The organism is Lacibacter sp. H407 (assembly GCF_037892605.1).
In the GTDB taxonomy this organism is placed as follows: domain Bacteria; phylum Bacteroidota; class Bacteroidia; order Chitinophagales; family Chitinophagaceae; genus Lacibacter.
On the sequence record NZ_JBBKTU010000001.1, the window covers coordinates 1,178,317 to 1,193,524 of the forward strand.

Below are 15,208 nucleotides of genomic sequence, written 5' to 3' on the forward strand. Positions count from 1 at the left end.
TACATAACAATGAACATTTTAGTAGTAGACGACGAACAGGATGTACAGGTATTGTTTGAGCAACGTTTTCGCAGGGAAATAAAAACCGGTGAATTTAATTTTGCTTTTGCTTTTTCGGGAGAAGCAGCTCTCACTTATCTCCAGGAGCATGGACATGAAGCTGTGCTTATACTCAGCGATATCAACATGCCCGGCATGAGCGGCCTTGAATTACTGGAACACATCAAACAGAAATACTACAAACCACCTCCTGTTGTAATGATGATCACTGCTTATGGTGACGAAGAAAATTTTAATACAGCCAAACGTCTTGGCGCAGATGATTTTTTAACAAAGCCGGTTGATTTTACATCACTGAAAGAAAAACTAAAAACTATCAACTAATGGCCAAAATACTGGTAGCCGATGATGAAACGGATCTTGAGGTGCTGATCAAACAAAAATTCAGGCAAAAGATACGTGAGCAGGAGTATGAATTTGTTTTTGCCATCAACGGAACAGATGCACTGGAAAAAATCCTGCAGCATCCCGATGTTGATATTGTGTTGAGTGATATCAACATGCCGGAAATGGACGGACTGACCTTACTGAGCAGATTGGGTGAATCGAATCCATTGATCAAATCGGTGATCGTATCAGCTTATGGTGATATGGAAAACATCCGCACCGCCATGAACCGAGGTGCATTTGATTTTATTACCAAGCCCATCAACTTTGAAGACCTGCAGGTTACAATGGAAAAAACGTTGAAACATGTTCTGCATATCAAGGATACCTTAAAGGCGATCAAAGAAAACAATATCCTGAAAATGTATGTAGATGAAACGGTGCTCAATTTTATGGGCAGCCGTGAATATGAAAGTTCGTTAATGGAAAACGAAACACTGGAAGCCACGGTTATGTTTGTTGACATTTGCAGCTTTACTTCGATCAGCGAAACCACCAGTGCCGATGCCGTGGTACATCTGCTCAACAATTATTTTGATGTGATGGTGAAAGAAATTATTGCACAGGGCGGCCACGTTGATAAATTTATCGGCGATGCTGTGATGGCAGTGTTCCGTGGAAATTTTCATCTCGACCGTGCCATTGATGCAGCATTGGCAGTTCGCAGCAAAGTTGCTATGCTGCCGTCGGTGTCGGATCAATTCACACCTAAAGTATCCATTGGTATCAACAGCGGGGAAATGATCTCCGGTAATATTGGCTCCGTTACATTAAAGCGGCTGGACTACACCGTTATTGGTGATACAGTAAATACAGCACAACGTTTACAGTCAATTGCAAAACCCAACCAGATCGTTATCAGTGAAGCGGCGTGGCACAATGTAAAGGAATCATTCAACTGTAGAAAAGTGGGTGATGTAGCCTTGAAAAATAAACAACAGGAAGTAGCGGTATATGAAGTAATGGATTGATGAATTACTTATGCAGCATTTCTTCTGCACCTTTCCAGTTTTCGGGAATACCATCATGAGCATACTTTATTGCATTTCCCATAAATAGTTTTGCAGTGTGATCGTCCGGATCAATTGCAAGGATGGTTTCAAACAACCGGATTGCATCATCAAAGCGTTGCTCAAAATAATGGTTCATCGCCTGGTTAAACTGTAATAATGTATTCATTTTTATTGCTGATTTAACGGCACTGTCGCCGTTGATGCATTCAATAATACTCAGCAGATTGTGTTTTCCTTTTAACTGCACTTTCCCCAGATGACGTAATTTAAATTTTTCCTGTTCTGTAATATAACGCATGGTCTCTCCACTCAACAGTAATGATGTTTTGTAGTACTTAGTAAGACTTTCAATACGTGCCGCCGTATTCACCGTATCTGAAATAGTGGCTGCATCCAATCGATTTTCATCGCCTGTAATTCCAATGATCAACGGGCCGGTATGCATACCGATCCCTGCTTTGATGGCTGTTAATCCAATTAACTGCCGTTGCACATTCAACTCATGTACGGCTTGTTGCATGGCAATGGCTGCATTCAATGCATCTTCCGGGTGCAATGGAAAAATTGCCATGATGGAGTCGCCGAGGTATTGATTGATAAATCCGTTGTGTGAACGGATGATGGGACCCAGCCTTTCGTTAAAGGAAGAAACAAACCGAAAATTTTCTTCCGGTGTCATTTTTTCTGACAGTGAAGTAAAATCACGTATATCAGTAAATAAAACAGTTACGATTTTTTCTGCCTGATCACCCAGCTTTACATCCGTCAGTGCTTCTTTGCCCAACAATCGAATAAATTCATTCGGTACAAACTTTTTGGTTACTTCATGTATCCGTAAGATCGCTTCTTCCCGCTCCTGTACTTCACGAATATTTTTTTCATACAGCATAGCACTTTCAATGGCAGTGGACGATTGCGTTGCCAGCGTTACCAATAGTTTCAAATGCGCTGCTGAGTATTGTTCTCCTTGTTTCCCTGCAAGAAGAATAGCGCCCAATATGCGGTGCTTTACTTTCATTGTTGCATAGATCAACGATTGTACATCGCTGCTGATCATTTCTTTTTCTTTCAACAAAGCCAGGTCGCTTAATATTTCTGATTGACCGTTCAATCCAATTTTCAAGAGTGAAATAATATTGCTGCTGAGTTGATGCTCATCAAAAAGCTGTTCGCCTGTAATGGCCGGTATGGTTAACTGTTTACTTTCATCATCCCACAACACAACCACACCGCTATCGGATGGAATGGAATGCATGGCCTGCTCCAACGTAAGTTGAGCGATCACATCCGGATCAATTGTTTCTGTAAGTTTTTCTGAAAAATTATAGATCACATTTAACTCCTGGTACAGATGAAGTACTTCTGTTCCCAGTTTTTTCTTCTCCGCTTCTTTCTGCAGCATCAATGAAAGTAAACCGGCAATAACAATTGCATTTGCATCGCCTTTTACATAACCCGCCACATCATCATCCAATGTAACAGGAAACTCCGGCTCATGGATCGCTGCTGATGAACTGTACAAAATGTTATGTTGCGCATCTTCCACCACAATGGCTGCTTTCGTGGTGTCAACCCATTGTTGCAGCCAAGCAGTGGTGTCACTTCGTTTACCCAGTAATGATTTTAATGTAGGTTGCGCCATGCGGATGCCAGGTGTTGGTGAAAAACTAAAGCCCTAATACTTCTTTCGCTTTTTGCAATAATACTTCCGGGTCAAATGGTTTGGTCATATATACATCAGCACCAACATCCTGTCCTTTTTGCCGGTCGGTTTCCTGTCCCTTTGCTGTTAGTAATACAATGAACACATCATTCATTTGCAATTCTTTTTTTACTCGCCGGCAAACTTCCATGCCATTCATCTTCGGCATCATTACATCCAGAAATACCAACTCTGGTTTTTCTTTCTGGATCATGTCGAGTGCAATTTCTCCGTTCTCTGCCGTTAAAAATTCAACGCCTTCATCTTCCAGCTCTTCCAACGTTTGACCAATCAGCATACGGATATGTGCCTCGTCATCTACAATTAAAATTTTTTGTTCCATGATTTTACGATTCCTTTTTGTGAATGATGTATAGTTTACTGGTAAACGATGAACAATACATTCTCCAATCCTTTTTCAAAACGGAGTGTTTGTACAATATCATGTTTACCTGAAAGTGCTGAGTTGATGATAATAATATCGGGCTGACTGGCAATGGCCTGCTCCACCAATTCTTTTTCAACTGATTCACTTACTTCGTATCCTTTGGTGGCCAACACATCGGTTAATGTTTTTACCGCACCGGCATCCTGATCAACGATCATTACTTTCTTTTTTGATTTGCCTTGCTCCAGTAAGCTGCCAATTTCATTAAAGAGCAGCCCTGTATCGATTGGTTTGGTGAGATACCTGTCGACACCAATTCTGAAACCTCTTGCTTTATCCTGTACAACAGATAAAACGATAATGGGTATATCCATTGTTTCAGGATCGTTTTTTAAAACAGCCGCAACATCAAAGCCATTCATCTCCGGCATCATAATATCAAGTATGATCAGATCGGGACGATTGTCTCTAACCTTTTCAAGTGCTTCTTTTCCATTACTGGCTTCATCAATTGCATAACCTGCATCACCCAATTCCTGCTGCAACAACGAGCGGATGGAATCATCATCATCAACGATCAGAATTTTTGCTGCACTGCCAATGAGTTTGAGTTGCGAATGTGCCACCTGCTCTTTCAATTGTTTGATGAGATCATTCAGGTGTACCGGTCTTGTTGATGCAGCCGTTTTACTAACAGGTAATGCAAACGAGAACGTACTGCCCATCCCTTGTTCGCTTTCCAGCCAAATGCGACCTCCATGGTGTTCTACAATTTCCTTGCAAATAGGTAAGCCCAAACCTGTTCCCTTTGGCTTATCCGTTAAAGTATCGCCACCCACTTGTTTGAACTGTTCAAACACAGCACCAAAATCTTCGGGTGCAATACCAATGCCTGTATCTGTAATACTTACAATAATTTCTTCTTTTTCTTTATACACATGGCATGTAACAGAACCGGCGTCGGTAAATTTTACAGAGTTGGAAATGAGATTGATCATTACCTGGATCAACTTGTCCTTGTCGCCGGTAATTTCAGGAAGATCTGTATCAATTTGTTTGATGAGTTCAATTGATTTCTGATCGAACAACGATGTGGTTGCAGCGATGGCACGCTCTGCCACTTCCTGCATGGAAACATTTTCCTGATTCCATTCCATTTTACCTGCTTCAATTTTTGCAAGATCCAATACATCGTTGATCAGGTGTGTTAACCGTTCTCCTTCGGAGATCACTACTTTCAGATTATCCGAGATCTGTCCAATTGTTTTTTCTGTTTTCGGATCGCTCTTATCAACGATCGGAAATATTTTTTCATCTAATCGCTTGCGGATGATCTTTGCAAACCCGAGTACAGATGTTAATGGTGTTCGTAATTCATGACTTACGGTTGAAAGAAATGCACTCTTTGCATCATTAGCCTTTTCAGCTGCTTTACTGGCTGCCTCTGCTTCCATCTTCGCCTGCTTTACATCTTCAAACAAATTTGCATTCCGCAACGCAACACCAACTGATGATGCAATGGTTGATAACAACCGGAGATCATTTTCATTAAAGCGGTTTTCAAGTTCCGTGCTTTGTACACTCAGCACACCCAGATTCTCATCACCAACAGGAATCGGTACTCCGAGATAAGATGCTGAAGGCAAACCGATTTTTTGAATTCCCAGTTGTTCCGTTAATTCAGCCACATCTTTATTGATCAGTAAAGGTTCGCCTGTTAAAATAATTTTTGACGTAAGCCCTTCACCAAGTTTCATGGGAGCCATATTATCGCCATACTGGTACGGGAAATAAATGATATTGTCTTTTTGATTCAGTAATGCGAGGTAAACGATATTGGCATTGAACAGATCTTTCAACTGATTACCCACCATGCCAATTAATTCATTTGCATTTAGCTGTGATGCCAATGCTTTACCGATACTGTTTACTGTACTCAGTTCGGCAGCACGTTGTTTTGATTCGGCTAAAAGCAATGTTGTTTCATCAAACAAACGTGCATTTTCCAATGCAACACTCATACTGTTGGTAATCGTGGTAAGAAGGCGAAGATCTGAATCAGTAAAAGCATGTTCCTTATCTACATTTTGTAAACTGATGGATCCTTTTACAACATCGCCTACGAGCATGGGAACAAAAACAGCCGACTTAGGTGGCTGACCAGTAGTTACGCCTGTACCTCCATGTTGCCTCGATATCTCAACATAATTTTCTTTGATATCTAAAGATTTCTGCGTTAGAATCAGTTGTCTACTGTTCCAGTTCAGAGGCCGTGGTTCAACATGTTGCCGTTCTCCCTTTTCCTTTGCATAATGCCAAACTTCAAGCCCGGCTTCATGCTCAAATGTGCGGATCACCAATGTCTGCGAATCAGGGAATAATTCACATAAACGATCGCCTACCAAATTGTAAATGCCCTGCATATCGAGCTCTTTTGCCAAACCTTCCTGCACACTGTTGATAACGGCAAGTTCTGCTGTTCGTTGTTCAGTTTCATTCAACAGTCTTGTAGTTTCATCAAAGAGCCGTGCATTTTCCAGTGCCACACTCATACTGTTAGCCAATGTTTCCAATAAACGAACATCGGAATCTGTAAATGCATTTTCTTTATCTACATTCTGCAGACTCACATAACTGGTTACTTTATTCCCAACGATCAACGGAACATATAATAATGATTTAGGTGTTTCAGTTCCTTCAACCACTTTTAATCCAAAATCAGCAAAGGCTTTTTCAATATTATCGTTGATCAGTATTTTTTGTTTGGTCATGATCAACTGGTAACGCAGTTTATCGTAACGTCGTGGTTCTGCATAATACCGTTCTCCTTTCTCCAGCAAATAATTGAACCGCTCTGTTCCTGTTTCATGATCAAAAGTTGCAATGATGACACCCTGTGCATCAAACACATCACGGATCTTGTTACCCACCAGATCGTAAATGGCTTTCATATCCAGCTCACGTGCCAGGCCTTCCTGTACACTGTTGATCACCGCAAGTTCTGCTGTACGTTGTTCGGTTTCTTTCAGCAACCTTGTAGTTTCATCAAAGAGTCGTGCATTTTCCAATGCCACGCTCATACTATTGGCCAATGTTTCCAGTAAACGCACATCCGATTCACTGAATGCATGTTCTGTTTCGTTATTCTGTAAACTGATATAGCTGTTTACTTTATCGCCAATAATGAGTGGTACAAATACAGCCGATTTTGTTGGATTGGTTCCCGGCAATGTTCTCAATCCAAACTTTGCATAAGCTTCTGCATAGTTTTCATTGATGACGATCTTTTGTTTTGTAAGGATCAGATGTTGCCGTAGTTTATCGTATGGTCTTGATGCCAAATAAAAACGCTGTCCATCTTCAATTAAATACTTAAAATGTTCAGTAGCGGTATCATGATCAAAAGTGGCAATTACAACGGCCTGTGCATTAAACAATTTACGGATACGTTCGCCCACCAGATCATAAATGGCCTGCATATCCAGCTCTTTCGATAACCCTTCCTGCACACTGTTGATTACACCCAGCTCTGCTTTTTGCTGTTCAGTTTCTTTTAACAGACGTGTAGTTTCATCAAACAGCCTGGCATTTTCCAATGCAACGCCCATGGTGTTGGCCAGTGTTTCCAATAATCGCAAATCAGATTCACTGAAGGCATTTTCTTTATCAATATTCTGCAGACTTACATAACCCGTGATCTTTTCACCGATCAACATCGGAACATATACTGCTGCTTTTGGTTGTTGCGTGCCTGGCACCGGTTTGATCCCAAATGTATCAGCAACGGTTGCAAAATTCTTATTGATCACCAGCTTTTCACGGTTTGTGATGATATGCCTTCTTAATGAATTGATCGGTTTTGGTGTAGGATAATAGCGCTCTCCTTTTTCGATGAGATAATGAATATGTTCTGTTGCCTTTTCATGATCGAAAGTAGCAATACCCACCACCTGTGCATCAAACAACTCACGGATACGGTTACCCACCAAATCGTATATGGCCTGAATATCCAGTTCCTTGGCAAGGCCTTCCTGCACACTGTTGATCACAGCCAATTCTGCGGTACGCTGTTCGGTTTCTTTGAGCAATCGTGCATTCTGCAATGCCGCACTCATACTGTTGGCCAGCGTTTCAAGCAATCGAATTTCAGAATCGCTGAAGGCATGTTCCTTTTCTACATTCTGCAAACTGATATAACTTGTTACCACATCACCCGAAATCAGCGGCATAAACACACCCGATTTCATAAACTTTGTACCTGGTATTACTTCCTTGCCAAACCATTCGATAGCATCTTCTTCTGTTTGGATCAATACTTTTTGTTTTGAATCAATTAAGTGCCGGCGTAATTTATTGATGGGGCGGGGTTCAGGATAAAACCGTTCGCCGTTTTCGATGGTGTATTGAAAATGTTCTGTATCTGCTTCGTGATCGAATGTGGAAATGATCACCGCCTGTGCATCAAACAGCTCTTGTATTTTATTACCTATCAGGTCGTAGATGGCCTGCATGTCGAGCTCTTTTACCAGTGCTTCCTGTACACTGTTGATCACAGCCAGTTCTTCGCCCTGTTGTATTAATTCAGCAGTACGTTCAGCCAATAACTTTTCCAGTTCTGCAATGCGGAGTGCGTCTTTTACCATAACAATGGATGGGTTTAAATGTGGCCAGGCCTTCAGGATAATGAACAGGAGAGTTTAAATAGTGCGGACAGGAATACAAAATGCAGGTCTTTAAATATAGATATAAATGATTAAACCTCATAGCCTGCTGCTGATTAATTCAGGTACAGAATGAATTAAAATAATATGCATCTGTTTCTAACTTTTATTTGTAAGAGGTGTGACCAACGTCACATTTGATCTTTCTGCGATCCGATAGCTTTGCGATTCAATCAAATGAAGTATTTCTTGAAACCCGCATTTCTCGTTTTCGTATTGGCGCTCATCACTGTTTCCTCTGTTGCACAACGTAACCCCGAAGTACAAACACAAAATCATTTTTGGTGGAGTATCAACAATCAACTCCGTGTGAGCAATAAATGGAGTGTGGTTGCCGATGCACATATCCGCCGCACCGATTTTCTGAAAAACAACAGCTTTTATTTTCTGCGGCTGGGTGCTGTTTATCATATTAAGCCAACGTTTAATATTGGCGGCGGTGGTGGTCATTTATGGCTGGCCAACCGCAATGGCGCCACTGAATTATTTACCAATGAGAACCGGTTGTATCAACATGCACAACTCACACATTCGTTTGGTAACATACGATTACAGCAACGGTTACGGATCGAAGAGCGATGGCAACAACGGGTAGTGAATTTTTTACCAACTAATCAATATCGGTACAGTACACGTTACCGTTATCAGTTATCGGCCAATATCCCTGTAAGTAAAAACGCATACATCCCTTCAATTGCCATTGCTGATGAATTACTGCTCCAAACAGGCAATGACATTATTTATAATACGTTCGATCAAAACCGGCTGTTTGCAGGCATTCGGCAACAAATCACCCCATCTCTTTCATTTGATGCCGGATACATGTTGGTGTATCAGCAACGTTTAAGTGGTTATCAATACAACCGCAACCACACCATCCGTTTATTTTTTTACTGGCAGCCCGATCTTCGAAAAAAACAAACTGCAGGCACCACTCATACAATTTTACCAGACGAACAATAACTGCTTTTGTTCAGACAGCAGCGAATACTTAGCTTAGAGGAATTGACCAATCAAGCATGAGTTATGAAGTATTTATTATTATTCTTTTTGCTGCCATCGCAAATTTTTGCCCAATCGTTTTCACAATCAGAGATCAAACGTTGGAAAAAACAGGCGCAACGTGTTACCATTATTCGTGATAACTGGGGTGTTCCGCATATCTATGGAAAAACAGATGCAGATGCTGTGTTTGGTTTGTTGTATGCACAATGTGAAGATGATTTTAAACGGGTGGAAGCAAACTATATTGAAAAGCTGGGCCGCAAAGCAGAAGTTGCCGGCGAAAGTGAACTATACAATGATCTTTATTTACGTTTAGTGATCGACAGTGCAGAAGCAGTTGCTGATTATAACAAAGCACCGCAATGGTTAAAAACATTATTACAGGCTTATGCAGATGGGATCAATTATTATCTCTATACACATCCAAGTGTAAAACCGGCTTTGCTTACACGTTTTAAACCCTGGTATCAATTACTATGGACCGATGGAAGCATTGGTGCAATCAGCACTGGTGATATAACAGCTTCAGATGTTAGAAATTTATATGGCGAGGGAAATGCAACTGTTGCTTATCGCCCCAAAGAATTTACAGACCAAAGCAGTGGTTCAAATGGGTTTGCAATTGCACCAACAAAAACAGAAAGCGGTAAAGCTATTTTATATATCAACCCGCATGTAACATTTTATTTCCGTCCGGAAGTGCATGTTGTAAGTGAAGAAGGATTGAATGCATACGGCGCCGTTACATGGGGACAGTTTTTCGTGTACCAGGGCTTTAATGAATATTGTGGATGGATGCATACAAGTGCAAATGTGGATGTAGCTGATATGTATGCAGAAAAGATGAGTGGAAGTGGTGCAAACATGATGTATGAATACAACAATGAAAAACGTGCTGTAAAACAAAAGCAGATCAGCATTAAAGTGAAACAAGGTGATCAGCTCGTTACAAAAACATTTACAACTTACGCAACACATCATGGCCCGGTAATGGCAAAACGCAACGGGCAATACATCAGTGTACGTTCAAGCAACCGTATGATAAATGGATTGTTGCAAAGCTGGCAACGCACCAAAGCAAAGGGATTGGATGATTATAAAAAAGTAATGGCGCTTCGTGGTAACACAAGTAACAGTACTGTTTTTGCTGATAACAAAGGCAACATTGCATACTGGCATGGTAACTATGTACCAAAGAGAGATATAAAATTCAATTGGAGTAAGGTGGTTGATGGTACAACACCCGCAACAGAATGGCAGGGTTTGCATGATGCTACAGAAACAGTACAGGTGATCAATCCATCAACAGGGTGGATACAAAACTGCAACTCTACTCCTTACACTGTCAGTGGCGAAGCAAGTCCAAAGAAAAAAGATTACCCGGTTTATATGGCACCTGATGGAGAAAACTTTCGTGGCATCAACGCAGCAAAAGTGTTGAAACGTGAACATAGATTCACAATTGATAAAACGATTGCTGCAGGTTATGATACCTATTTGTCTGCATTTGACGTGTTGATCCCTGCGCTGGTGAAAGCCTATGAAACAGGTGTGCAGCCGGGCGACACTCTGCATCGTTCATTGGCAGCACCTATTGCTGTATTAAAAAACTGGAACTACTATTCATCCAATCATTCCATTGCTACAACATTGGCTGTTGAATGGGCACAACGTTTAAATGCATCCATCCGCAAAATTTATATTGAAGATGGTGAAGACGACCAGGTAACAGCCAGCAAACGTTTTGCTGCAACAGCTATTCCACTGCAATTTTTAGCGCCATTGAATGAAACAGTAAAGCAATTGAAACAGGAATATGGTACATGGGAAATTCCATGGGGCGATATCAACCGTTATCAGCGGGTGAGTAATGATCTCGTTCAAAAGTATGATGATAGCAAGATCAGCTATCCCGTTCCGTTTGCTTCTGCCTTATGGGGCATGTTGCCTTCTTATAACAGTCGCACTTTCCCGGGAACAAAAAAACGTTACGGCTTTCATGGTAATAGCTTTGTGTGTGCTGTTGAGTTTGGAGATAAGATAAAAGCAAAATCCTTACTGGCGGGTGGTAACAGTGGCGATCCCAACAGTAAACATTTCACCGATCAACTCGAAATGTATACGAAAGGGCAATTTAAAGACGTATTGTTTTATAAAGAAGATGTACTGAAACATGCAGAACGTACGTATCATCCTGGCGAATAGTAACAAAGGGTTGCCAACCTTTTGAAGGTTGGCAACCCTGGCAAAATCATGTCAACCCGACGAATAAGTTTTAATTTGTAGTATCTCTTTGTGTACTTCGTGTATCCTTTGCGAACTTTGTGCAACAAATTTTTAGTAGCACAAAGAACACAAGCAATCATAATTCAACAACATGAAATCATTTTTCAGCTTTCTGTTTTTGCTTCCCCTGTTTGCTGTTGCTCAGCAATATGATGTACTTATTACCAACGGAAAAATTCTCGATGGTACAGGCAATCATTGGTTCTATGCCGATCTTGCTGTGAAAGATGGAAAGATCATCGCCATTGGTAGATTGAAACAGCAAGATGCAAAACGTGTAATTGATGCAAAAGGATTAATGGTGGCACCCGGCTTTATTGATGTGCACACACATATTGAAGGCGAAGAAAAACGAACCCCCACAGCAGAGAATTTTATTTATGATGGTGTTACAACCGTGGTAACCGGCAACTGTGGTTCATCGCAGGTGGATATGAAAAAATACTTTGCATTCATAGATAGTTTGAAAACGTCGATCAACATTGCAGCACTCATCGGACATAATGATGTTCGCAGAACAGTATTGGGTCGTGCAATGAAAGATCCAACTGAAGCAGAAATGCAACAGATGATCTTACTGGTGGAAGAAGCCATGAAAAACGGAGCAGTAGGTTTTTCAACCGGACTGATCTATATCCCTGGCACATATTCCAAAACAGATGAAGTGGTGAAGTTGGCAGGTGCTGCGGCAAAATACAACGGTGTGTATGCAAGTCATATCCGAAATGAAGGTGATAGTGTGGCAGTGGCGATTCGTGAGGCCATACAGATCGGTTATTTAAATAAAATGCCGGTTGAAATTTCTCACTTCAAAGTTAGCGGTCAGCAAAACTGGGGACGAAGTAAAGAAACCGTTGCCATGATCGAAAATGCAAGAAGAGATGGTGTGGATGTAACCATTGATCAATATCCTTACACTGCCAGCAGTACTTCGCTCGGCACATTAATACCGGATGAAATATTAGCTGACGGACAGGATTCTATTGTTGCACGATTGAACCGACCGGATGTAAGGAAATATGTAATTGCATCGATGTTGAAAAGTTTAAAGAAACGCAAGCTGAAGCATTTCAGTTATCCTGTTGTGGCCAATTACCGTTTTGATACAACGCTCAATGGGAAAAGTATTGAACAGGTAAATCTTATTAAAGGAAGAAAGCATAAAGCAAAAGCAGAGGCAGAAACGATTATTGAAATGGTGATCAACGGCGGCGCACAAATGGTCTTTCATGGTATGAGTGAGAACGATGTAAAACGCATCATGCAATATCCATTCAATATGTTTGCCAGCGATGCAGGTATCCGTTTGTTTGGTAGCGGTGTTCCGCATCCACGGGGTTATGGTACCAATGCAAGAGTATTAGCGAAATATGTGCGTGAAGAAAATGTACTCACTTTGGAAGAAGCTATCCGCAGAATGACCTCATTGCCTGCACAAAAATTTCAATTAAAAGATCGTGGTTTGTTGAAAGAAGGGATGGCTGCTGATATTGTGATCTTTGATGCGGCTACAGTAAAAGATAATTCAACATTTGAACAACCGCACCAATACTCAACAGGGTTTACGTTTGTGTTGGTGAATGGACAGGTTGTTGTTGAAGAAGGGAAGCATAACGGAACAAGAAGCGGTCGCTCATTGAAAGGACCGGGATTTCAATTGTAAACGGATTAATAAATAAGAATGAAATTTCTTTCGCTCATACTTTCCTCACTCGTCTTTTTTTCTGTTGATGCACAGGAACGAAAATCTGCTGAAGCGTACGGTATCAAAATAGGTGTGATGCAAAAAGGACCGACAAATTCTATTGTGGATGTGGCAGGTGTGAAAGTTGGACAGGTTACATTGATTGTTGCAGATAGCATTCGAACAGGGGTAACCGCTGTTCTGCCGCATAGCGACAATCTGTTTCAGCAAAAAGTACCTGCGGCAGTTTTTACCGGAAATGGTTTTGGTAAACTCGCAGGCACCACACAAATAAAAGAACTCGGCAATATTGAATCACCGATCATCTTAACCAATACATTAAGTGTTGCAGAAGGAATCAATGGAGTGATCAACTATACACTTGCACAACAAGGAAATGAACAGGTACAATCGGTGAATGCTATTGTTGGTGAAACCAACGATGGTGCGTTGAATGATATCCGTGGCAAGCATGTAAAAGTTGATCATGTATTGCAAGCCATCAACAGCGCATCAACACAAAAACCGCAACAGGGAAATGTGGGTGCAGGAACCGGTACTGTTTGTTTCGGATTCAAAGGTGGTATTGGTACTGCATCACGAAAATTGCCTGCATCCTTAGGTGGTTATACAGTTGGCGTATTAGTTCAAACAAATTTTGGAGGTGTGTTGCAGATCGACGGCGTTCCCGTTGGTGAAAAGCTGGGACGTTATTCATTCAGCGATCAATTACAAAATCCGGTTGATGGTTCCTGTATGATCGTGGTGGCAACCGATGCTCCGCTCGACAGTCGTAACCTCGAACGGTTAGCTAAACGTGCATTTATGGGTTTGGCAAAAACAGGTGGCATTGCATCGAACGGCAGTGGCGATTATGTGATCGCTTTCTCCAACAATGCATCGGTATTGATTTCACACGACAGCAAAACATCTACCATTACAACAACTGTGTTACGTAATGATGTAATGAGTCCGCTGTTTATGGCAGCTATCGAAGCAACAGAAGAAGCCATCATCAATTCCTTATTCACGGCAACCGATATGAAAGGCAAAGGAGGCAGAACCATTGAAGCCTTGCCAATGGATAAAGTAGTACCGATCTTAAAACAATACAATCGCATCAACTGAGTATGTGGGCATTCATCAACAATCAATTTGTAACAGCAGATCAGGCAGTATTGCCGGTAAGTGATCTTGCGATCCAGCGTGGGTATGGCGTATTTGATTTTTTTCGCACTGTTGATAAAGTTCCTTTATTCCTCGATCATCATTTAGATCGCTTACAACATTCAGCTTCAGTTCTGCGCTTACAACTCCCTTTCAGCAAGGATGAGTTAAAGAATATTGTTTATGAACTCATCAACAAAAATGATCTTTCAACGTCCGGCATCCGCATTACGGTTACCGGTGGCAATTCAATTGATACGTACACACCCACAACACCCAACATCATCATCACACAAAGCACATTAACGATGGATGGGGCGTTTGATGCTTCAAAAGGCTTACACCTTATCACCGAAGAATATGTACGTGAATTACCAACGGTAAAATCAATTAATTACCTGATGGGTGTATATCTGCAACAAAAAGTAAAAGACGCAGGGGCAGGCGATGTATTGTATGTAAAGAATGGATTCATCAGTGAGTTGGTACGTTCCAATGTGTTTGTGGTAACTGCAGATAACAAATTGATCACAGCAAATGAACATGTATTGTACGGCATCACCCGTAAACATATTCTGCAACTTGCAGCAGAGGTGATGGAAGTAAACGAACAGTCCGTTTCATTAAACGATGTATTAAACGCAAAAGAAGTGTTTGTAAGCAGTACCACGAAACGGTTGATGCCTGTGTTTTCTGTAGATAGAAAATTGATTGGTGAAGGAAAAGCAGGTGTAATAACCACACAGCTCTACCAACGGTTTCTGGAGTTTGAAACAAATCAATAGCTTGTTTGTA

General features: G+C 41.2%; 10 protein-coding genes. 7 read left to right on the forward strand and 3 right to left on the reverse strand.

Annotated features, from left to right (window positions below):
• Positions 1–9: 9 nt before the first annotated feature.
• Both WG989_RS05070 and WG989_RS05075 read left to right on the forward strand, forming a co-directional pair.
• Positions 10–384 (forward strand): response regulator, encoded by a 375-nt coding sequence (locus WG989_RS05070; protein ID WP_340427791.1) that lies wholly within the window; start codon positions 10–12, stop codon positions 382–384.
• Complete coding sequence (locus WG989_RS05075) at positions 384–1,418, forward strand: adenylate/guanylate cyclase domain-containing protein (RefSeq protein ID WP_340427792.1); 1,035 nt, start codon at positions 384–386, stop codon at positions 1,416–1,418. The genes WG989_RS05070 and WG989_RS05075 overlap by 1 nt, the downstream gene beginning before the upstream one ends.
• A 4-nt stretch (positions 1,419–1,422) precedes the next feature.
• Here WG989_RS05075 and WG989_RS05080 read toward each other — a convergent pair whose 3' ends face one another.
• From WG989_RS05080 to WG989_RS05090, 3 genes are read right to left on the reverse strand one after another with little or no spacing between them, the layout of a single operon-like run.
• The gene (locus WG989_RS05080; protein WP_340427793.1) at positions 1,423–3,102 is read right to left on the reverse strand and encodes an adenylate/guanylate cyclase domain-containing protein; all 1,680 of its coding nucleotides are present in this window, start codon (positions 3,100–3,102) and stop codon (positions 1,423–1,425) included.
• A gap of 25 nt (positions 3,103–3,127) precedes the next feature.
• Positions 3,128–3,505, reverse strand: a complete 378-nt coding sequence (locus WG989_RS05085) for a response regulator transcription factor (protein ID WP_340427795.1) — start codon at positions 3,503–3,505, stop codon at positions 3,128–3,130.
• Between the two features lie 35 nt (positions 3,506–3,540).
• Positions 3,541–8,193: a GAF domain-containing protein gene (locus WG989_RS05090; protein ID WP_340427796.1), complete on the reverse strand. Its 4,653-nt coding sequence runs from the start codon at positions 8,191–8,193 to the stop codon at positions 3,541–3,543.
• A gap of 267 nt (positions 8,194–8,460) precedes the next feature.
• Between WG989_RS05090 and WG989_RS05095 the strand changes: the two genes are divergently transcribed.
• The 5 genes from WG989_RS05095 (at position 8,461) to WG989_RS05115 (ending at position 15,198) form a co-directional block, all read left to right on the forward strand.
• The gene (locus WG989_RS05095; protein WP_340427797.1) at positions 8,461–9,234 is read left to right on the forward strand and encodes a DUF2490 domain-containing protein; all 774 of its coding nucleotides are present in this window, start codon (positions 8,461–8,463) and stop codon (positions 9,232–9,234) included.
• A gap of 63 nt (positions 9,235–9,297) precedes the next feature.
• Positions 9,298–11,481 (forward strand): penicillin acylase family protein, encoded by a 2,184-nt coding sequence (locus WG989_RS05100; RefSeq protein ID WP_340427798.1) that lies wholly within the window; start codon positions 9,298–9,300, stop codon positions 11,479–11,481.
• Between the two features lie 172 nt (positions 11,482–11,653).
• Positions 11,654–13,225: an N-acyl-D-amino-acid deacylase family protein gene (locus WG989_RS05105; RefSeq protein ID WP_340427800.1), complete on the forward strand. Its 1,572-nt coding sequence runs from the start codon at positions 11,654–11,656 to the stop codon at positions 13,223–13,225.
• Between the two features lie 18 nt (positions 13,226–13,243).
• On the forward strand, positions 13,244–14,374 hold the full coding sequence (locus tag WG989_RS05110; protein WP_340427802.1) for a DmpA family aminopeptidase: 1,131 nt from the start codon (positions 13,244–13,246) through the stop codon (positions 14,372–14,374).
• 2 nt (positions 14,375–14,376) lie between these two features.
• Entirely contained in the window at positions 14,377–15,198 is an 822-nt protein-coding gene (locus WG989_RS05115) for an aminotransferase class IV (protein ID WP_340427803.1), read from the forward strand.
• Positions 15,199–15,208: the final 10 nt, after the last annotated feature.

What these genes read in the sequence shown, in the direction of transcription:
- WG989_RS05070 (WP_340427791.1), top strand. Translation starts at nt 10, where the DNA reads ATGAACATTTTAGTAGTAGACGACGAACAGGATGTACAGGTATTGTTT.
- WG989_RS05075 (WP_340427792.1), top strand. Translation starts at nt 384, where the DNA reads ATGGCCAAAATACTGGTAGCCGATGATGAAACGGATCTTGAGGTGCTG.
- WG989_RS05080 (WP_340427793.1), bottom strand. Translation starts at nt 3,102, where the DNA reads ATGGCGCAACCTACATTAAAATCATTACTGGGTAAACGAAGTGACACC.
- WG989_RS05085 (WP_340427795.1), bottom strand. Translation starts at nt 3,505, where the DNA reads ATGGAACAAAAAATTTTAATTGTAGATGACGAGGCACATATCCGTATG.
- WG989_RS05090 (WP_340427796.1), bottom strand. Translation starts at nt 8,193, where the DNA reads ATGGTAAAAGACGCACTCCGCATTGCAGAACTGGAAAAGTTATTGGCT.
- WG989_RS05100 (WP_340427798.1), top strand. Translation starts at nt 9,298, where the DNA reads ATGAAGTATTTATTATTATTCTTTTTGCTGCCATCGCAAATTTTTGCC.
- WG989_RS05105 (WP_340427800.1), top strand. Translation starts at nt 11,654, where the DNA reads ATGAAATCATTTTTCAGCTTTCTGTTTTTGCTTCCCCTGTTTGCTGTT.
- WG989_RS05110 (WP_340427802.1), top strand. Translation starts at nt 13,244, where the DNA reads ATGAAATTTCTTTCGCTCATACTTTCCTCACTCGTCTTTTTTTCTGTT.
- WG989_RS05115 (WP_340427803.1), top strand. Translation starts at nt 14,377, where the DNA reads ATGTGGGCATTCATCAACAATCAATTTGTAACAGCAGATCAGGCAGTA.